Source organism: Sphingomonas panaciterrae, assembly GCF_036890205.1.
Lineage (GTDB): Bacteria > Pseudomonadota > Alphaproteobacteria > Sphingomonadales > Sphingomonadaceae > Sphingomonas > Sphingomonas panaciterrae.
Window position 1 is genome coordinate 315611 of sequence record NZ_JAKNQR010000002.1, and the last position, 18643, is coordinate 334253.

An 18643-nucleotide genomic window follows, 5' to 3' on the forward strand; every position below is an offset into this window, starting at 1 on the left:
GTGGCCTCCAGCGCCGCTGCGCCCCGTTCGGCAGCGTCGGGCGGGCATGGTGCCCAGCCGCAGGCTGAGGGCAAGCCGCTGCTGGAGACCCGAAACCGCGGACTGCTGACCATCGGCATCATGGGGGCGATGATCATGCAGATCCTCGACACCACGATCGCCAATGTCGCCCTTCCGCACATGATGACGAGCCTGGGGGCGACGGTGGACACCGTCACCTGGGTGCTGACGAGCTATATCGTCGCCACCGCGATCGCCCTGCCCGCCACCGGCTGGCTGTCCGACCGGTTGGGCAGCCGCAACCTTTTCCTCATCGCCACCGGCGGCTTTATCATTGCGTCCATGCTGTGCGGCATCGCCACCAGCCTGGAGGAGATGGTGATCTTCCGTGTCTTTCAGGGCATCTTCGCGGCCTTCATCAATCCGCTGTCGCAAACGTCGATGCTGGACATCAACGCACCCGAGAACGCTGCCAAGGCGATGAGCGTGTGGGGCATGGGCGTGATGGTCGGCCCGATCATGGGGCCGGTGCTCGGCGGCTGGCTGACTGAAAGCTACAATTGGCGCTGGGTCTTCTACGTCAACGTGCCAGTGGGCGCCGCCACCTTCGCAATCCTGTGGTTCCTGCTGCCGAGCAGGCCCAAGGCGAGGCGATCCTTCGACTATGCGGGCTTCGTCTATCTGGGCGTTGCGGTCGCCGCGTTCCAGCTGATGCTCGACCGGGGGCAGAGCGAGGACTGGTTCGACAGCTGGGAAGTCATCATCGAAGGATTGGCAGCGCTGGCGTTCACCTGGCTTGCCGTCTTCCACTTTGCGACGGCGAAGAAGCCGCTGTTCGATCGCGCGCTGTTCCGAAATCGCAATCTCGTCACCGGGCTGTTGTTCATGCTGGTCGTCGGCATATCGACCATGGCGCCGATGGCGCTGTTGCCACCGATGCTGCAGAACCTGTTCGGCTATCCGGTGATCGACACCGGCATGATGATGGCGCCGCGTGGGGTTGGCGTGCTTTTCACCATGTGGCTGGCCGGGCGGCTGATGGGCAAGGTCGATACTCGTATCGTCATCATGGTGGGGCTGATCATCTTCGGCATCTCGCTACGGCAGATGGCGGGTTACTCGCTGGAGCAGGATTACTGGCCGGTGATCACCGCCGGGTTCGTCCAGGGGCTGGGCATGGGACTGGTGTTCATGCCGCTCAACGCCATGGCCTTCGCCACGCTGGACGGCCGGTATCGCACCGACGGGTCAAGCCTGCTCAACCTGTTCCGCTCGATCGGCCAGTCGGCCGGCATTTCGATGGTGACCGTGCTGCTGGCGCGGAACACGCAGACCAGCCATGCCGATCTGGCGCAGCATGTGACCGGCACGGTGGTGTCCGGCTTCGACCTCAACATGCTGCGTGGGTTGGGGACCGTTTCTGACGCCGCCATGTCGATGCTGGATGGCATGGTGAACAAGCAGGCGGCGATGATCGCCTATATCGACGATTTTTATATGATGAGCTGGATTTCGTTCGCCGCCGTTCCGCTGGTCCTGCTGCTACAGAAGCCCCGCGGCAAAATGGAAGTCGTGCATAGCGAATGATGCAGATGGGTTGAATCGCGAGCGGCGGTTCTTCGGAAACTGAAACCTTTCCTTTCGCCCGCTGCGCTTGATCGACCGCGGTCGGCGGGCCACATGGATGGCATGCTGATCGAAACCGAACCCACGCCCAATCCGGCAACGCTGAAGTTCCTGCCGGGCCGCACCGTCATGGACGCCGGTACACGGGATTTCGCCACGCCCGAGGAAGCAGAGGCATCTCCGCTGGCCAAGGCGCTGTTCGACCTTGGCGATGTGACCGGCGTGTTCTTCGGACGCGATTTCATCTCGGTCACGATTGCGCCGGGCGCCGCATGGCATGAGGTGAAGCCGGACGTCCTGTCGATCCTGATGGATCACTTCACCGCGCAGATGCCATTATTCCGCACCGGCGGTACCGCCGGGTTCAGCGTGCCGGCGGAGGAGGAAAGCTTCTCGGATGACCCCGCCGATGCCGAGATCGTCGCGCAGATCAAGGAGCTGATCGAGACCCGCGTGCGCCCAGCGGTGGCCAATGACGGCGGTGACATCGTGTATCGCGGGTTCGACCAGGGCAAGGTATACCTGCGCATGCAGGGCGCCTGCTCAGGTTGCCCCTCTTCGACCGCGACGCTGAAGAACGGCATCGAACAGCTGCTGCGTTACTACGTGCCCGAAGTGACCGAGGTTCGCGCAATCTGATCGCGAGGGGCGCTGTGATAGCCGGCATCGCCCCGCCTTGTCACGCCCGACCTTGCCCGCGCCGCACGTGGTATCGGGCGTCGGTCTGCCCCTTTTTCTGATGGAGAATCCGTTTGGCCACCCCGCTCGATGACGTCGCGCTCGATCAGTTGTTCCGCACCGCCCGGACCTACAACGGCTATACCGATGAGCCGGTACGCGAGGGGGAGCTGCGTGCGATCTGGGACCTGATGAAGATGGGACCGACCAGCGCCAATCAGCTGCCTGCTCGCCTAATCTGGTGCACAACGCCGGAGTCGAAGGAGAAGCTAGCGTCCTTCGCGAGCAGCACCAACGCCGACAAGATCCGCCAGGCGCCCGTGACGGTCATCATCGGCATGGACGTGAATTTTCACGAACACCTGCCCGACCTCTTCCCGCATACCGATGCCAAGAGCTGGTTCGACGGCAACACTGAGCTGCGCGAGGCTTCCGCGTTCCGCAATTCGTCGCTCCAGGGCGGCTATTTCATCCTCGCCGCTCGGGCGCTTGGTCTCGACACTGGTCCGATGAGTGGCTTTGACGCTGCGGAAGTCGACAAGGCATTCTTTGCCGATCAGCCGGGCGTTCGGACCAACTTCATCTCGACCCTCGGCCACGGCGACCCGGCCAGCATCTTCGAACGCAGCCCGCGCCCGGACTTCGAGAGGTTCAACCGCATCGCCTGATAAGCGTGTCGGCAGAGGCGCGACCTGATTTGGGGGTTGAGCCCCGGCGCGGCTTTGGCAAAGGGATGTGATGCAGCGTACCCTTGTCATCGATACCGCCACCGCCGCCTGCTCTGTTGCCCTGCTGGAGGGCGATCAGGTGATCGCCGCAGGCCATGATGTGGTCGGGCGCGGTCACGCCGAACGGCTGGTGCCAATGATTGCGGCTCTCCCGGACGGCGGCCGCGCTGACGAGATCCTGGTCGATGTGGGGCCGGGCAGCTTCACCGGCATCCGGGTGGGCATCGCCGCCGCGCGCGGCCTGGCGCTGGGCTGGGGCGTGCCGGTTCGCGGCTATTCTTCCACCGCGCTGCTGGCGACGGCGGCGATTGCCGATGGCGTGAAAGCCCCGCTTGCGGTCGTGCTTGAAGGGGGGCACGGTGAGGTGTTCATGCAAGGCTTCACCGCCCTTCCGCTGGAACCCAGTGATCCGCTCGTGTCCCTGCGGCCCGACGCTGCCATCCTCGCGCTGGGAGACCGGCCGGCAGTCGGCAGCGGGGTTCGCTGGCTGTTGCCGATCGATCCCGGCTTGCAGGCCCACGATGCCCTGCCGGACGCCTCGCGCGCGCATCTGCTGCCCGCGTCGCTCGCCGACTTGCCGCCACGCCCGCTGTACGGCCGCGCGCCCGACGCGAAGCTGCCGGCGTGAGCACCCGTCTGCACATGATCGAGCTGACCCGCGGCTCGCCCGGTGACATCGCAGCGGTCGAGCAGGTGATGGCCGACGCGTTCGATGCAAGGTTCGGTGAGGCATGGACCCGAGCCCAATGCCTGGGCATCCTCGGCATGCCGGGAGTCTGGCTCACCCTCGCCAAGATCGACGGCGAGATCGCCGGCTTTGCCTTGACGCGCGCGATTGTCGACGAGGCCGAGCTGCTGCTGATCGCCACCTCGCCCCGCTTTCGTCGCAAGGGTGTGGGGGCAGCGCTGTTGCGCAGCGTGATCGCCGATGCACGCGCGCGAGGTGCGGTTCGCCTGCATCTCGAAGTGCGCGCCGGCAATCCGGCCACTCACCTTTATAGCAGCCACGGCTTCGCCAAGGTGGGGGAACGCCGCGCCTATTACCGTGGCCGCGCCGGCGAATCCTTTGACGCGCACAGCTATGCGGTCGCGCTAACCTAGGCTTGTTGCGAGTCGATAACGCTTTCGACCTGCGCCCTCAGCGACTACATGGATGCCATGCCACGCAAGATTGATCTCGAAGCCCTCTGTCAGGAAAAAGGCCTGCGCATCACCGAGCAGCGTCGGGTTATCGCCCGCGTCTTGTCAGAAGCCGACGATCACCCCGACGTGGAAAAGGTATATGAACGCGCCTCGGCGATCGATCCGGGCATCTCCATCGCGACGGTGTACCGCACGGTGCGCCTGTTCGAGGAAGCGGGCATCCTTGATCGCCATGATTTCGGCGACGGACGTGCCCGCTACGAGCCCTCGCCCGAAGCTCATCACGACCATCTGATCGACGTCGAGACGGGCAAGGTGATCGAGTTCGTCGATCCCGAGCTGGAATTGCTGCAGAAGCAGATTGCGGAGCGACTGGGCTTTCGCCTCGTCGATCATCGCATGGAGCTGTACGGCGTCAGCCTGAACCGCAAGGACTGACCTTCAACGGCCTTCTGCAGGCCGCTACCCCTATTCGGCCATGAAGAACGAGCTCGCGCTGAGCGTGAGCCCGGGCGGGTATGCCCAGGCTCACGCTCAGCACGCCGCGCATCAGGATGGCTGGAACACGCCGCAGGCGATGCGGGCGCCGCTATTGCCTGACGGGTCGGTCTTCAGATCGTCCGCATCGGCATGGACCACGAAGGCAGCGCCATCGGTGTCGAGCAGCCCGGCCATCGTCGCGCCGGGGATCGTCGCGGCCACCGTGCCGCGGCCGGCCGAATCGATAATCAGATTGGGAACGTCGCCCTGATGGGGGCCCTGCGGGTTCATCGTCCCGTGCTTCGCGCCCGTCGGGTTCCAGTGGCCGCCAGCCGTTTCGAAGCCGGGAGCATCACAACGACCGGTCGTGTGGACATGGGCGCCGTGTGTTCCCGCCGGCATGCCCTTTGCGTCGACCGTGAAGCGCAGGCCGCCCGTGACTTCGCTGGCGGTGACGCGACCGACATCGGCGCCGGCCGCAGTGCGCAGCATCGCAACCGCCGTCGCGCCGCCCGCGGTCGGCATGCCGGTTTCCAGCTTACCCTCATCACATGCAGCCAGTGCCAGGACGCATGCGCCCAGTCCGGCGATCGTGAAGCTCTTCATCATGTTCTCCCGTTTCGAGGACGAAACGAGGACTGGAACAGCCGGTTCCATGACGCAATCACGATCAAGGCTGCTGCGCTCCCTCGCGACCGGGGTGGCGATCAGCTCCGGCCCCGGGCGATCAGTGTGACGAGGCGACGGCATTGCACGCGCTGCCGCAGGATGGCCGCGACGAGGACGACGTTCAGGATGGTCAGTTCCACGAGGAAGAACCACATCGGACTCCCGGCGATCATGCTGAGGCCAAGGATGATCGTCCGCGGGTTGGCGCCGAGCACCCCCGGCAGGAACAGGAAAGATGGCCCAACCTCGCGCGCCAGCCTCGCGATCCGCTGCCGCTCGGCCGGATCGACTTCAGCGCCGGCGACAATCGCGTTCACCTTGGCCGTGGCGCCGGTCAACACGTGCGAAACCCCTAGATACGCCTTGCCGAGCGCGCCGCCGACGCCGGTCGGCGCGCTGCGATTGTGCTGGAGCCATGGCACGCCATAGGCCCACCATTGGTAGCTGCGCCGCGAACTCTCCGCGAAGACCGACTGGATGATGCGCGATCCGCCCGCCCCGACCGCAAGTACCCATGCGAATGCCCCGAGCGTATCATCGAGCAGCGCGCCGAGCAGAAGGTAAAGGACGACGTGGCCGCCGTAATCGCACAATCCGTCGACCACCTCGCCGCTCGGGCTCGCACGTCCGGTCAGCCGCGCGAGATCACCGTCGGCACCGTCCACGACATGCCACAACAGGTGGAGAGCGAACCCAGCCGCGATCGCTGCCGGCGTGCCGATCCGCGCGTAGAGGATGCCCGTTGCGACCACCATCATCGCCCCGAACACCGAAACCATGTTGGGCGTGATCGGAGTCGCGGCCAACGCTCGCGCCAGCCGCCGCGCCGCGGGATGATAAAGCGTCCTGTTGAGAAACCCTTGCAACTCGCGTGGCTTTCCGGTCACGCTTGGCTGCAGTTCGATCGTTGCCACTTTTCGTGTCCCCTTGCCGGCCCTCTACCACCGGCATGGTTTGCTTGACAGGCGTCGCGTATCTGTCACCACGCTGCCATTCATTTGTCACGTCGGGAACTGTTTCCCGGCGCTTCGGGGTTCAAGAGAATGGCGACGATCAAGGTGGCGGTTATCGGTGTCGGCAACTGCGCATCCAGCCTGGTTCAGGGCAAGTATCATTATGCTGCCAGCAACACGGCCCATGGCCTGATCCACGAGGAAATTGGCGGCTACCGCGTTTCCGACCTGGAATTCGTGGCGGCGTTCGACGTTGATTCCCGCAAGGTGGGGCTCGATCTCGGCCAAGCCATCTTTGCCAAGCCGAACTGCACCAAGGTGTTCCATGCCGATGTGCCGGCCACCGGCACGATCGTGAAGATGGGCGCGAAGCTGGACGGCGTCGCGCCGCACATGCTGACCGCGGCAAACGATCGAGGCTTCGAGGTGGATGAAACCCGCGACGCCACCAAGGCCGAGATCGTTCAGACGATCAAGGATTCCGGCGCCGAGATCCTCGTCAACTTCCTGCCCGTCGGCAGCCAGGACGCGACCGAATTCTACATGGAATGCGCGCTTGAGGCAGGCGTGGGCGTGGTGAACTGCATGCCCGTGTTCATCGCGAGCCGCCCAGAGTGGGAAAAGAAGTTCGCCGACGCCGGCCTGCCGATCATCGGGGACGACGTGAAGGCGCAGGTGGGTGCGACCATCGTCCACCGCGTTCTGTCCAACCTGTTCAAGCAGCGCGGCGTGACGATCGATCACACCTATCAGCTGAACACGGGCGGCAACACCGACTTCATGAACATGCTCGATCGCAATCGCCTGTCGAGCAAGAAGGAGTCGAAGACCGAGGCGGTTCAGGCCGTGCTGAGCGAGCGCCTCGCGGATGAGAACATCCACGTCGGCCCGTCGGACTACATCCCCTGGCTGCACGACAACAAGCTGTGCTTCCTGCGCCTCGAGGGCAACCTGTTCGGCGACGTGCCGATGAACCTGGAGCTTCGTCTCTCGGTCGAAGACAGCCCGAATTCGGCTGCTGTGGTGGTGGACGCGATCCGCTGCGTGAAGGTTGGCCTCGATCGCGGCATTGCCGGCGCGCTCACCGGTCCCTCGGCGTTCTTCTGCAAGCACCCGCCAGAGCAGTTCACCGACGACGTCGCAGCGCAGATGACCGACGATTTCATCCAGGCCGAATCGCCGCTCGCTGCCGAGTAAGTGAAAGCGCTGATCGTCGCAGCCGGCTTTGGCAGCCGGCTGCGCGCCGTTTCTCCCTCCAAGCCGCTGACCGAAGTCGCGGGCGTTCCGATGATCGCTCGCGTCATCGACGCAGCACGTGCTGGCGGCGCGACGGAGTTCGTGGTGGTCACTGGCCATGAAGGCGAACGCCTGAGCGGGTTCCTCGCCCGCCTTGACCCGGCCATCACCTGCGTCGCGACGCCGGATTGGGCACAGCCCAACGGCCATTCCGTCCTGACCGGCGCCACGGTAATTGGGCCGGAGCGCCATCTGCTGATGATGGCGGATCATCTGTTCGACCCGGAGATCGTACGATCCGCCATCGCGGCCGTGCCAGCAGCGCTGACTCTTGCGGTTGATCGCAACCTCGACAATCCGCTTGTCGACCTGGACGATGTTACGCGCGTGCGGACGCAAGGCGACCGGATCGTCGCGATTGGCAAGCATTTGGACGGTTACGACGCGTTCGATTGCGGCATCTTCTGTGTCGACGGCCGGTTCCACGACGCGCTCCGGGCCGCAATTGCCGAGGGCCGCGCCGGCTCGATCTCCGATGGCGTAACGGCACTGGCGCAGACCGGCGATGCACGGGTCGTTGATGTCAGCAATCGCTGGTGGCTCGACGTGGATGATCCGCGCGCGCTGGCACAGGCAGAGGCTCATTGGGCGAGCGCGCTGAGCGCCTGATAACATCTCGCAAGAGAAACCAGCCGGCGCATGGCTGGTTGTCGCCACTCCACGGGAGAAGCGGCAATGACACAGGCGCAAATCTATCGCGAGCTGAAGGCGGATCACGACAAGCAGCGCGAGATGCTGAAGCAGCTCGGCGAGCTTCAGGGTGCCTCCGGAGAGCGCCAATCGCTGTTCGAGAGCTTCCGGCTGGAATTGCAGAGCCACGCCGCGGCGGAGGAGGAAGCGCTATATTCGGTCATGCTTGCCGACCCTGAGCTGCGTGACGATGCGCGCCATTCGGTCGCCGAGCACAAGGAAGTTGATGATCTGCTCGGCGAGATGATGGCGATCGAGTTCGGCTCCGAGGAATGGGAGCAGAAGTTTGACCATATGCGCCACCGCTACGAGCATCATATCGACGAGGAAGAGGAGGACATGTTCCCCGCCGCTGAAGCCGAGCTGGACGATGAGGTGGAGGCGAAGATCGCGGCGACCTATGAGGAGCGCAAGCCCAAGGAACTGGAGATTGCGCGTGAGAACCCGCCGGGCGGGGATGAGCGCGACTGAGGCGCTGCCGCACCATGCGGATCGTCACTCTGTCGGCACCCGACGACTTTGATGGATGGCGCGAGGCGGCACGTGGCTTGATGAGCCAAAGCGTGCCGCCGGATGATGTCGTGTGGCAGGTCGGCGGTGAGACGACCGATCTGTTCGCCGCAGCGAGGGCGCCCACGCCCGCTGCGGTCGCGCCGGACGCACCAGCGGCGAGCGCCTTCAAGGTACCCCGCTCGTTCATCGATCTTGGCCGAAGTGCCATCCTTCACCGCGATCCCGAGCGGTTCGCCATGCTCTACACCTTGCTCGACCGGCTGCGGCGAAGGCCCGGGGTGATGGAAGATCATGCCGACCCGCTGCTGCGCCGGTTGGAAGGTCTGGCGAAACAGGTTCGGCGAGACATCCACAAGATGCGCGCCTTCCTGCGGTTCCGCGAAGTGGCAGATGCAGATGGTGGGGATGCCGAGGAGGGGCGCTATGTGGGCTGGTTCGAGCCGGAGCACCATATCGTTCGCGCCAACGCCGCCTTCTTCGTCAACCGCTTCGGCAGCATGCGCTGGTCGATCCTGACGCCGGAGGTGTCGCTGCACTGGGACGGAAGCGCACTGCAGGAGGGGCCGGGCGCGACAAAAGCGGATGCACCGCAGGGCGATCCGGTCGAGGAGGTCTGGAAGACCTATTATGCCTCCATCTTCAACCCCGCGCGGGTGAAGGTGGGCGCGATGCTCAAGGAGATGCCGCGCAAATACTGGAAGAACATGCCGGAGACCGCTCTGGTGCCCGACCTGCTCGCCACGGCGCAGAAACGGGAGAGTGGCATGATCGAAAAGGCGAGGACGATGCCGGGCAACAACAGCGAGGCGGCGTGGCAGGCGCTTCGGGAGGAAGCGCTCAGTTGCACCCGCTGCCACCTGTACAAGCACGCGACACAAACGGTGTTCGGCGAGGGCCCTCTCGACGCCAGCATCATGTTCGTCGGCGAACAACCTGGCGATCAGGAGGATTTGGCGGGTCACCCGTTCGTCGGCCCCGCCGGTCAGTTGTTCGATCGTGCGCTGGCCGAGGCCGGGATCGATCGCGCGCAAACTTATGTCACCAATGCGGTGAAGCATTTTAAGTTCGAACCCCGTGGCAAGCGGCGGATCCACGCAAAGCCCAACGCGGGGGAAATCGAGGCATGTCGATGGTGGATCGAACAGGAACAGGCGCTGCTGCGTCCCAAGGTGACGGTTGCGCTGGGTGCGACGGCCGCACGCTCGCTGTTCGGGAAGGTGATGACGATCAGCCGCGAACGGGGACGGCAGCTTCGCCTGCCGGGTGATGGCGGTGACGCCTGGATCACGGTCCATCCCAGTTACCTGCTGCGGCTGCCCGACGAGGCCGCGCGCTCCAGCGAATACGCGCGGTTCGTGGAAGATCTGCGCCGGATCGGCGAAACCGCGGCCTGAAGCGCGCGGCAACAGCCGACTGTCGTGCCGTCGCCTCGGCACCACGCGCATCTCGATTGACCGGCCTGTCGCCTTCCCCCACAGGCGCCGCATGTTCGAGAAGATACTTGCTGCCCTCGCCATCTTCACGGTCGGCGTGATCCGTGCCGGTGGCTATTGGGGAATCGTGCTGCTGATGGCGATCGAAAGCGCCTGTATTCCGCTCCCCTCAGAGATCATCATGCCCTTTGCCGGCTATCTGGTCTCGACGGGCGAGATGAACATCTATCTGGCGGCAACCGCGGGCGCTTTCGGCTGTAATGTCGGGTCAGTGGTCGCTTATGAGATCGGGCGGCGCGGCGGGCGGCCCTTGGCAGAAAAGTGGGGCAAATATGTTCTGGTCGGCCCGGGCGAGCTCGACATGGCGGACCGGTTCTTCAACCGCTGGGGCGCAGCGGCGATCCTGATTGGCCGGATGCTGCCGATCATCCGGACCTTCATCGCCTTCCCCGCCGGGGTAGCACGCATGAAGCTGATCCCCTTCCACGTCTACACGTTCATCGGCTCCTGGCCGTTCTGCTACCTGCTGGCGTGGATCGGCGCGCAGCTGGGCCAGTCATGGAACAACGATCCGCGCCTCAAGGCCTTTTTCCATCAGGCGGATCTGGCGATCGGGCTGACGCTCGTCGCGGCCGGCGGGTTCTACCTCTGGCACAAGCTGCACGGCCTTAAGAAGAAGCACTGAAGGCAAGGGCATGACGCAGCGCCGGATGCGCCACCGTCCTTCCGGGACCAGCCTAGCGCAAGCCCAACAATTTGTGGGTTTGCAGCGACAATCGCCACCGCGGACGTTCCATGACCTTCGCCATCGCAGCAGCCTGGTTGGCGACGGCATTGGGATCATCGAGCGGCTGCAGGAGGAAGTGGCAAAATCCCCACTCTTCCATCGCCTCCAGGTTCGTGCCGGGCTGCGGCCACACGACCTTCAGTTCGTCACCACTACGCTGGACCGTCTCGCTGCCGGCCTTGGGGCTGATGCAGACCCAATCGATCCCTGGATGAACGGGGAGCGTGCCGTTACTCTCGATTGCCAGGAAGAAGCCGGCGGCGTGCAGCGCGTCGACCAGCGCATCGTCCACCTGCAGCATCGGCTCGCCGCCGGTCAGGACCGCGAAGCGGTCCTGCTCGCCGCCGTCCCACATGGCCACCACCGCAGCGACCAGCGCATCGGCATCAGCGAAACGGCCACCGCCCAGCCCGTCCATGCCGACGAAATCGGTGTCACAAAATTTGCAGATTGCGGTAGCGCGATCCTCTTCCCGGCCGCTCCACAGGTTGCAGCCGGCGAACCGGACGAATACCGCCCGGCGACCAGCCTGAACGCCCTCGCCCTGGAGCGTCAGGAACATTTCCTTGACGGCATAACTCATCGTCAGGGCGCCGACGGTGTCATCGCGTAAGCAGTCGGATCAACGATCCCTGCGTCCTGGAACCCCTTGTGCCGCAGGCGGCAGCTGTCGCACAGCCCGCAATGCAGACCGCCGGGCGCCGGATCGTAGCAGGACCAGCTCAGCCCCAGGTCCAGACCCAGCCTATCGCCTTCACGCACGATATCCGCCTTCGTCATATGCTGCAGCGGCGCCTGAATCCGGAAGGCATGGCCCTCCACCCCCGCCTTGGTGGCGAGTTCTGCAAGGTTCTCGAAACCGGCGATGAACTCGGGGCGGCAGTCGGGATAGCCGGAATAATCGAGCGCGTTCACACCAATGTAGAGCGCGCGGGCGCCCACCGTCTCCGCCCACGCCAAAGCGAGGCTGAGGAAAACGGTATTGCGGGCCGGCACGTAGGTGATCGGTATCCCCTCCCCGACCCCATCCTTCGGTACGTCGATATCGGCAGTCAGCGCCGAGCCACCGAATGCGGAAAGATCGATCGGGAGCACCACGTGCCGAACCGCGCCAAGCTGACGTGCGATTTGCCGCGCCGCGGCGAGCTCCACCTGGTGGCGCTGGTTGTAATCGATCGACAGCGCATAGAGGCGATATCCGGCCTCCCGCGCCAAGGCAGCAGAAATCATCGAGTCCAAGCCGCCCGATACAAGGACGACGGCAGATGGTTGATCGTTGGTCATGATCGCGCGGCGGCTAGGCTCATCGGTGGCATGATGCAAGGAATGAGGCCGAAGAAAACGGCCGTCCGCACACGCGAACGGCCAGGAAGTCCCGGCTAGAGGACTGAACTAGGGAGAGAAGTGCTCGGCTAGAAGCACGTCGCCAGCTTAAGGATCGATCGTTAAGATCGTGCTAACGAATGCCCCGCACCTGCCCGTCGGATCAGCCGGCAAGCTCCTCAACGGGAACGGGAAACACAGTCGAGCAAAAGGCGCAATCGACCCCGATCACCCCGTTCTCATCCGCCATGGCGAGACGTTCGTCGTGGGGGAACTTCGCCAACACGCCGCGGATGTGCTCCAGGGTGCAGCGGCAGCCGCGCGAGAGGGCGGTATCCGCAAGGACTCGAACCTCATCCTCCTCGTTGAACAGGCGCCACAGCAGCGTTTCGAGCGGTAGCGACGTATCAGCCAGCTCATCCGCGCCCATGGTGGCACCCAGCGCCGCCACATGCTCCCATTCAGGATGATCGAGCTTGGTATGGAGACGCGCGCGACCTTCTTCGCCTTCGGGAAGATGCTGAAGCAGCAGGCCGCCGGCGATGCAACGCCCGTCGTGCTTGGCAAAGCCGACGCGGACCTGGGTCGGGATCTGCTCGGACTGGGCGAAATAACTCTGCACGGCATCGGCGAGGCGATCGCCATCGAGCGGAACGATGCCCTGGTAGCGCTCCCTGGTGGTCGCCAGATCAAAGGTGATCGCGAGATAGGCCTGGCCGAACAAATCCACGAGCGCCGGATCTTGCGGGGCGGCCGCCAACAGGTTGGCATCGAACTGCACGTAACCGCGAATTTCGCCGCCGCGATAATCGCAGACGAGCAAGCGAACGACGCCTGTCTCGCTCTGGGTCTGGAGCGTCAGCTGACCGTTGGCGTCCTTCAATGTCGCGCCGACCAAGGCGGTGACGGTCAGCGCCTCCGCGAGGAGCGACTCGATGACCGGCGGATAGGCGTGGGCGGCGAGGATTTCGTCGAGCACCGGGCCGAGGCGCACCATCCGGCCGCGGGCATTCTGGCCCGGGATGGTGAAGCCAATCGCGCGGTCAAAATCAGGTTTGACGGTCTGCATGCTGTTCATTCAAGCCTTGCCCGCTGCAACTCCGCCCACGCAAGCGTGAGCGCCCTAGCCAGTCCGGGGAGAACGGGGATGGGCAGCCTAGATGGTGCGGGAGAAGATCGGGATCAACCGATCTGGCCCAAGCACCAGCGCAGAATGGATTTTTGCGCGTGCAGCCGATTTTCCGCCTCTGCCCAGATCAGCGATTGCGGACCATCGATGACGTCGGGCGTCACCTCTTCCCCGCGGTGCGCGGGGAGGCAGTGGAGGAACTTCGCGTCGGGCTTGGCGGCCGCCATCAGCGCGGCATCGACCTGGAACGGCATCATGGCCGCGAGCTTGGTGTCGGCATGCGCCTGGCCCATCGAGATCCAGGTGTCGGTGACGACGATATCGGCGCCTTCGACGGCCTCGCGCGCATTACCGACGACCTTTGCGCGGCCCTTGCCGAGCGCAAGGTCTTCTTCCGACGGCTGATAGCCCTGTGGGCAGGCAGCGACGACATCGAACTGCATCAGCCCAGCCGCCTCGACGATGGATGCCAGGACGTTGTTGCCGTCGCCGAGCCACGCGACTTTCAGGCCTGGGAGCGACTTGCCCTGTTCGATGATGGTGAGGAGGTCGGCCGCGATCTGACACGGATGCGACGCGTCGGTGAGGCCGTTGATGACCGGGACGCTGGCGTAATGCGCCATTTCCTCGACCTTGGCGTGATCGTCGGTGCGGATCATGATCGCGTCGACATAGCCGGAGAGGACCCGTGCGGTGTCGGCCACCGTCTCGCCCCGGCCGAGCTGCATCTGGCCCGCTTCCATCACGATCGACTGGCCGCCGAGCTGGCGCACCGCCATGTCGAAGGAGACACGGGTGCGGGTGGAATTCTTCTCGAAGATCATCGCCAGGACGTGACCGGCGAGCGGGGCGTCGGCGTCCACGCGGCCCTTGGTCCAGCCGGCGCGGGCCTTCTTGCGATCGAGCGCGTCCGCGAGAATGGCGGCGAGGCCATCGGCACCGGCGTCCGACAGGTTCAAGAAATGGCGGGTCACTTCAACTCCTCCAATGGCCTCAGGCGCATTATGGGTGGCCGCTATCCGGCGAAAATCGGCCTCGATCCAAACAGGCGCGGCCAGATCCGTCCGAACGGCTCCGGCGCATGGCACCGGAGCCTTTTCCGTCAATCGTCGCTGGCGGGAACGTAGACGCGCGCCGCTTCGCTCAGCTTCTCGATACACTCGGCAATGTGGCTTTCGTCGATCACCAGCGGCGGCAGAACGCGCACGACATTCTCGCCGGCCGAGACCAGCAGCAGGCCATGGTTGTCGCGGGCGAATTCAACGAAGCGGCGGCTGTCGCTCTTGAGCTTCAGGCCGAGCATCAGGCCGTGGCCGCGCACGCTGTCGAACAGGTGATCGTGGTTGGGGATCATCTGTTCGAGGCCCGAGCGCAGCCGCTCACCCATCTGGGTCACGCGATCGAGGAAGCCGTCCTCCAGGATCACGTCGAGCACCGCCTCACCCGCGGCCATCGCCAGCGGGTTGCCGCCATAGGTAGAGCCGTGCGTGCCGATCACCATGCCCTTGGCCGCTTCCTCGGTAGCGAGGCAGGCGCCGAGCGGGAAACCGCCACCGATGCCCTTGGCCGATGCCATGATGTCGGGCGTGATGCCGTAGAGTTCGTGCGCGAACAGCTTGCCGGTGCGGCCATAGCCCGCCTGCACTTCATCGAGCACCAGCAGCAGGCCGTGTTCGTCGCACGCCTTGCGCAGGCCCTTGAGGAACTCGGGCGTCGCCGCGCGGATGCCGCCTTCGCCCTGGATCGGTTCGACCAGGAAGCCGGCGGTGTTTTCATCGATCAGCGCCAGCGCGCCTTCGAGATCGTTGAACTCGGCATATTTGAAGCCCGGCAGCAGCGGCTCGAACCCGTCGCGCATCTTGGCCTGGTTGGTGGCCGAGATGGTGCCCATGGTGCGACCGTGGAATGCCATCGAGAAGGTGATGAGATCGTGGCGCTGCGGGTTGCCGTTGGCGAAGTGATAGCGGCGCGCGGTCTTGATCGCACATTCCACCGCCTCGGCGCCCGAATTGGTGAAGAACACCGTGTCGGCGAAGGTGCTGTCGACCAGACGCTGCGCGAACTGCTCACCCTGCGGGCTGCCGTAGAGGTTGCTGACGTGCATCAGCGTGGCGGCCTGATCGGCGATCGCCTTCACCAGTTTCGGATGGCCATGGCCGAGCGCGTTCACCGCGATGCCGCTGGCGAAATCCAGGAAACGGCGGCCATCCTCGCTGATCAGATGGCACCCCTCGCCTCGCACTGGCCGCACCCCGCAGCGGGGATAAACGGGCATCAGGGCGGTGATCGACACGGGGCGTCTCCTTGAAAGAGCAAGGGCGGCCCAACAGGGACCGCCCTGACGCCCTGATACGGATTCGGTGCCGGGGGCGTCAACACCGTGAAAGGCGTGACGCCATAACCGGCGGATCAGCCCTTCGCCGCGTCCAGCGCCTGCGCCAGATCGGCGAGGATATCGTCGATATGTTCGAGCCCGATCGAGAGGCGGACGTAGCCAGCGGACACGCCGGTCGCGAACTGTTCCTCCTCCGACAATTGCGAATGGGTGGTGGAGGCGGGATGGATCGCGAGGCTGCGTGCGTCGCCGATGTTGGCGACATGGTAGAACAATTGCAGCGCATCGATGAAGCGGCGGCCGCCATCGCGACCGCTGGCAAGCTCGATGCCGATCAGCCCGCCCAGACCCCCGGTGAGGTAGCGATCGGCACGGGCGCGCTGCTTCCCCTCCTGAACCGAGGGGTGGATGATGCGGGTGACGTCCGGGCGGCCCTTCAGGAAATCGACCACCTTCAGCGCATTGTCGCAATGGCGCGGCATGCGCAGCGGCAGCGTTTCCAGCCCCTGAAGGATCTGGAAGGCGTTGAACGGTGAGAGCGCGGCTCCGAGATCACGCAACAGCACGGTGCGGGCGCGTAGCGCATAAGCGATCGGGCCGAGCGGCTTCGCCGCCTCCGCCCAGACGGCACCGTGATAGCTGGGATCGGGCGTGTTGAGCAGCGGCTGACGATCAGGATAGGCCGACCAGTCGAAATTGCCGCCGTCGACGATCATGCCGCCGATCGAGGTGCCATGGCCGCCGATGTACTTGGTGGTCGAATAGACGACGATCGCCGCGCCATGATCGAGCGGGCGGGCAAGCAGCGGGGCGGCGGTATTGTCTACGATGAGCGGGATGCCGAGCTCACGCCCCGCGGCGGCAATCTCCGCCAGCGGTGAGACAACCAGCTTCGGATTGGGCAAAGTCTCGACATACCAGGCGCGGGTGCGATCGTCGGAGGCAGCGGCGAAGGCGCCCGGGTCGCTCGGATCGACGAAACGGGTGTCGATCCCCATGTCGCGCAGCGTGTTGGCGAAGAGATTGTAGGTACCGCCGTAGAGGTCGGTCGCGCTGACGATATTGTCGCCGGCGCGGGCAAGGTTCTGCACCGCATAGGCCGACGCTGCCTGTCCGGAGGCGACCGCGACCGCCGCCGCGCCGCCCTCGATCGCGGCGATCCGCTGTTCGAGGATGTCGGTCGTCGGGTTGCCGATGCGGGTGTAGATGTTGCCGAGTTCCTGCAGTGCGAACAGCCCGGCGGCATGATCGGCATCGCGGAACTGGTAGGAGGTCGTCTGGAAGATCGGCGGTGCCACCGACCCGGTGGCGGGGTCCGCGCGCCAACCGGCATGCAGCGCCAGCGTTTCCGGACGGTAATGGGCCTTGCTCACGAACACTCTCCCTTGGCTTGGTTGCAGGCAGGCTATCGCCTCGCGCCGCGATCGCGAACCTAGAAAGGGTTTCGATCCCCCAAGATGGTATCGCCGTGACGCCAGACCGAGTGGCGTGTGCGACGATCCCCCCTTCCCCGGCGATGCCCGGCCGGAGTATCCATGTGTGTTAAGTGATCAACACAGACGAATGGAGCATGTCACATGGCCGGTCCCTGGTCCCATCACGCCCGCACCGGGCTGTCGGACGATATCGATTTTGAGATCAAGGGACAGGAATTGCAGTTCGTCGAGATCGAACTGGACCCCGGCGAAAGCGCGGTCGCCGAGGCGGGGGCCTTCGTGTGGAAGGATGCCTCGATCGAGATGACCACCGTCTTCGGTGATGGGTCCGGCGGCAGTGATGGCGGGTTCATGGGCAAGCTGCTGGGGGCGGGCAAGCGCCTCGTCACTGGCGAAAGCCTGTTCACCACCGTCTTCACCCATCGCGGATCGGGCAAGGCGCGGGTCGCCTTCGCCAGCCCGACGCCGGGAACGATCCTGCCGATCCGCCTCGCTGACCTGGGCGGCACGCTGATCTGCCAGAAGGACAGCTTCCTTGCGGCGGCGAAGGGCGTGTCGATCGGCGTCGCGTTCCAGCGGCGGATGATGACCGGGCTGTTCGGCGGCGAAGGCTTCATCATGCAGAAGCTGGAGGGCGATGGCTGGGTGTTCGTTCAGATGGGCGGCACGCTGGTGGAGCGCGAGCTTGCCCCCGGCGAGCAATTGCACGTCGACACCGGCTGCCTTGCCGCGTTCACGCCCTCGGTCGATTTCGACCTGGAGATGGTGCGCGGCGTCAAGAGCATGATCTTCGGCGGCGAGGGCATGTTCTATGCGCGGCTGACCGGGCCGGGGAAAGTGTGGGTCCAGTCGCTGCCCTTCGCACGGCTTGCGGGCCGGATGATGGCCGCAGCGCAAGGCGGCGGCGGAAACCGTGGCGAAGGTTCGGCGCTGGGCGGGTTCGGCGATTTCATCGGCGGCAATCGCTAGCCGCGCAACCGGGGCGGCGGGCGGCGTCGCGCCGCGATTTCGGGAGGTAGCCATGCTGGATCATGTGAGCATTGCGGTGGGCGACATGCGGCGCTCGCTTGCCTTCTATGACAAGGCGCTGGCGCCGCTCGGCATCACGCGGGTCATGGTGCAGGGCGGCAGCGAAGAGCTGCCCGACCAGGTGGGCTATGGCGTCGGACCCAAGCCGTTCCTGTGGATCGCCAAGGGACGGGCGATCAGCGGCGCCATCCATATCGCGGTTGCGGCCCCCGACCGGGCCAGCGTTGACGCCTTTCACGCGGCGGCGCTGGCGGCCGGCGGGCAGGACAATGGCGCGCCCGGCCTGCGGCCCCATTACCATCCGGGCTATTACGCTGCCTTCGTGCTCGATCCCGACGGGTGCAATCTGGAGGCCGTCCACCACAGTTTCTGAGGCGTGGCGGGCGGCCCCCGAT

21 protein-coding genes are annotated in these 18643 nt (G+C 65.0%); 13 read left to right on the top strand and 8 right to left on the bottom strand.

The features are described 5' to 3' along the window. From L8F96_RS08445 to L8F96_RS08470, 6 genes are all read left to right on the top strand, one after another. On the top strand, window positions 1–1587 hold the full coding sequence (locus L8F96_RS08445; RefSeq protein WP_334655764.1) for a DHA2 family efflux MFS transporter permease subunit: 1587 nt from the start codon (window positions 1–3) through the stop codon (window positions 1585–1587). Between the two features lie 102 nt (window positions 1588–1689). Beyond that, a complete protein-coding gene (locus tag L8F96_RS08450; RefSeq protein WP_136451546.1) occupies window positions 1690–2265 on the top strand; it encodes a NifU family protein in 576 nt (191 codons plus the stop codon). Window positions 2266–2378: 113 nt separating this feature from the next. After that, window positions 2379–2972 carry a malonic semialdehyde reductase gene (locus tag L8F96_RS08455; RefSeq protein WP_145119294.1) on the top strand — a complete coding sequence of 198 codons (594 nt, stop codon included), beginning with the start codon at window positions 2379–2381 and terminating at the stop codon, window positions 2970–2972. A 70-nt stretch (window positions 2973–3042) separates the two neighbouring features. Further along, window positions 3043–3660 (top strand): tRNA (adenosine(37)-N6)-threonylcarbamoyltransferase complex dimerization subunit type 1 TsaB, encoded by a 618-nt coding sequence (gene tsaB, locus L8F96_RS08460; RefSeq protein ID WP_136451544.1) that lies wholly within the window; start codon window positions 3043–3045, stop codon window positions 3658–3660. Continuing rightward, a complete protein-coding gene (gene rimI, locus L8F96_RS08465) occupies window positions 3657–4133 on the top strand; it encodes a ribosomal protein S18-alanine N-acetyltransferase (protein ID WP_145119299.1) in 477 nt (158 codons plus the stop codon). Before tsaB ends, rimI begins: the two co-directional genes overlap by 4 nt. Before the next feature lie 57 nt (window positions 4134–4190). Continuing rightward, entirely contained in the window at window positions 4191–4613 is a 423-nt protein-coding gene (locus L8F96_RS08470) for a Fur family transcriptional regulator (protein ID WP_046411805.1), read from the top strand. A 111-nt stretch (window positions 4614–4724) separates the two neighbouring features. Here the strand turns inward: L8F96_RS08470 and L8F96_RS08475 are convergent, their stop codons facing one another. Together L8F96_RS08475 and L8F96_RS08480 are read right to left on the bottom strand one after the other, a co-directional pair. After that, window positions 4725–5261 carry a superoxide dismutase family protein gene (locus L8F96_RS08475; RefSeq protein WP_046411807.1) on the bottom strand — a complete coding sequence of 179 codons (537 nt, stop codon included), beginning with the start codon at window positions 5259–5261 and terminating at the stop codon, window positions 4725–4727. Window positions 5262–5362: 101 nt separating this feature from the next. Beyond that, window positions 5363–6238, bottom strand: coding sequence for a CDP-alcohol phosphatidyltransferase family protein (locus tag L8F96_RS08480; RefSeq protein WP_241212624.1), 876 nt, complete (start codon window positions 6236–6238; stop codon window positions 5363–5365). Window positions 6239–6367: 129 nt separating this feature from the next. Here L8F96_RS08480 and L8F96_RS08485 point away from each other — a divergent pair, with 129 nt between their 5' ends. From L8F96_RS08485 to L8F96_RS08505, 5 genes are all read left to right on the top strand, one after another. Then, complete coding sequence (locus L8F96_RS08485) at window positions 6368–7474, top strand: inositol-3-phosphate synthase (RefSeq protein ID WP_125945732.1); 1107 nt, start codon at window positions 6368–6370, stop codon at window positions 7472–7474. Beyond that, window positions 7475–8182, top strand: a complete 708-nt coding sequence (locus L8F96_RS08490) for a phosphocholine cytidylyltransferase family protein (RefSeq protein WP_145119301.1) — start codon at window positions 7475–7477, stop codon at window positions 8180–8182. 66 nt (window positions 8183–8248) lie between these two features. Next, window positions 8249–8734, top strand: coding sequence for a hemerythrin domain-containing protein (locus L8F96_RS08495; protein WP_046410885.1), 486 nt, complete (start codon window positions 8249–8251; stop codon window positions 8732–8734). A 14-nt stretch (window positions 8735–8748) separates the two neighbouring features. Then, window positions 8749–10170: a UdgX family uracil-DNA binding protein gene (locus tag L8F96_RS08500; RefSeq protein ID WP_145119303.1), complete on the top strand. Its 1422-nt coding sequence runs from the start codon at window positions 8749–8751 to the stop codon at window positions 10168–10170. Between the two features lie 91 nt (window positions 10171–10261). Further along, the gene (locus tag L8F96_RS08505; RefSeq protein ID WP_046410888.1) at window positions 10262–10894 is read left to right on the top strand and encodes a DedA family protein; all 633 of its coding nucleotides are present in this window, start codon (window positions 10262–10264) and stop codon (window positions 10892–10894) included. Between the two features lie 52 nt (window positions 10895–10946). Here the strand turns inward: L8F96_RS08505 and queE are convergent, their stop codons facing one another. From queE to L8F96_RS08535, 6 genes are all read right to left on the bottom strand, one after another. Beyond that, window positions 10947–11579, bottom strand: coding sequence for a 7-carboxy-7-deazaguanine synthase (gene queE / locus L8F96_RS08510; protein WP_145119305.1), 633 nt, complete (start codon window positions 11577–11579; stop codon window positions 10947–10949). Between the two features lie 2 nt (window positions 11580–11581). Continuing rightward, complete coding sequence (queC, locus tag L8F96_RS08515) at window positions 11582–12280, bottom strand: 7-cyano-7-deazaguanine synthase QueC (protein WP_334655765.1); 699 nt, start codon at window positions 12278–12280, stop codon at window positions 11582–11584. Between the two features lie 202 nt (window positions 12281–12482). Next, window positions 12483–13388, bottom strand: coding sequence for an Hsp33 family molecular chaperone HslO (hslO, locus tag L8F96_RS08520; RefSeq protein WP_417158961.1), 906 nt, complete (start codon window positions 13386–13388; stop codon window positions 12483–12485). A gap of 113 nt (window positions 13389–13501) precedes the next feature. After that, window positions 13502–14422: an ornithine carbamoyltransferase gene (gene argF, locus L8F96_RS08525; RefSeq protein ID WP_136451539.1), complete on the bottom strand. Its 921-nt coding sequence runs from the start codon at window positions 14420–14422 to the stop codon at window positions 13502–13504. A gap of 128 nt (window positions 14423–14550) precedes the next feature. Next, a complete protein-coding gene (locus L8F96_RS08530) occupies window positions 14551–15741 on the bottom strand; it encodes an aspartate aminotransferase family protein (protein ID WP_334655767.1) in 1191 nt (396 codons plus the stop codon). Window positions 15742–15857: 116 nt separating this feature from the next. Then, window positions 15858–17156 carry an O-acetylhomoserine aminocarboxypropyltransferase/cysteine synthase family protein gene (locus L8F96_RS08535; protein WP_334655768.1) on the bottom strand — a complete coding sequence of 433 codons (1299 nt, stop codon included), beginning with the start codon at window positions 17154–17156 and terminating at the stop codon, window positions 15858–15860. Window positions 17157–17360: 204 nt separating this feature from the next. Between L8F96_RS08535 and L8F96_RS08540 the strand changes: the two genes are divergently transcribed. Continuing rightward, complete coding sequence (locus tag L8F96_RS08540; RefSeq protein WP_046410897.1) at window positions 17361–18188, top strand: TIGR00266 family protein; 828 nt, start codon at window positions 17361–17363, stop codon at window positions 18186–18188. Window positions 18189–18240: 52 nt separating this feature from the next. Then, window positions 18241–18621 carry a VOC family protein gene (locus tag L8F96_RS08545; RefSeq protein WP_136451537.1) on the top strand — a complete coding sequence of 127 codons (381 nt, stop codon included), beginning with the start codon at window positions 18241–18243 and terminating at the stop codon, window positions 18619–18621. Window positions 18622–18643: the final 22 nt, after the last annotated feature.

Excerpts from the sequence above, each read along its gene's own strand:
- L8F96_RS08495 (WP_046410885.1), top strand. The coding sequence starts at position 8,249 with ATGACACAGGCGCAAATCTATCGCGAGCTGAAGGCGGATCACGACAAG.
- L8F96_RS08545 (WP_136451537.1), top strand. The coding sequence starts at position 18,241 with ATGCTGGATCATGTGAGCATTGCGGTGGGCGACATGCGGCGCTCGCTT.
- queE (WP_145119305.1), bottom strand. The coding sequence starts at position 11,579 with ATGAGTTATGCCGTCAAGGAAATGTTCCTGACGCTCCAGGGCGAGGGC.
- L8F96_RS08540 (WP_046410897.1), top strand. The coding sequence starts at position 17,361 with ATGGCCGGTCCCTGGTCCCATCACGCCCGCACCGGGCTGTCGGACGAT.
- L8F96_RS08505 (WP_046410888.1), top strand. The coding sequence starts at position 10,262 with ATGTTCGAGAAGATACTTGCTGCCCTCGCCATCTTCACGGTCGGCGTG.
- L8F96_RS08470 (WP_046411805.1), top strand. The coding sequence starts at position 4,191 with ATGCCACGCAAGATTGATCTCGAAGCCCTCTGTCAGGAAAAAGGCCTG.
- L8F96_RS08485 (WP_125945732.1), top strand. The coding sequence starts at position 6,368 with ATGGCGACGATCAAGGTGGCGGTTATCGGTGTCGGCAACTGCGCATCC.
- L8F96_RS08450 (WP_136451546.1), top strand. The coding sequence starts at position 1,690 with ATGCTGATCGAAACCGAACCCACGCCCAATCCGGCAACGCTGAAGTTC.
- queC (WP_334655765.1), bottom strand. The coding sequence starts at position 12,280 with ATGACCAACGATCAACCATCTGCCGTCGTCCTTGTATCGGGCGGCTTG.
- tsaB (WP_136451544.1), top strand. The coding sequence starts at position 3,043 with ATGCAGCGTACCCTTGTCATCGATACCGCCACCGCCGCCTGCTCTGTT.
- hslO (WP_417158961.1), bottom strand. The coding sequence starts at position 13,388 with ATGCAGACCGTCAAACCTGATTTTGACCGCGCGATTGGCTTCACCATC.
- L8F96_RS08475 (WP_046411807.1), bottom strand. The coding sequence starts at position 5,261 with ATGAAGAGCTTCACGATCGCCGGACTGGGCGCATGCGTCCTGGCACTG.
- L8F96_RS08500 (WP_145119303.1), top strand. The coding sequence starts at position 8,749 with ATGCGGATCGTCACTCTGTCGGCACCCGACGACTTTGATGGATGGCGC.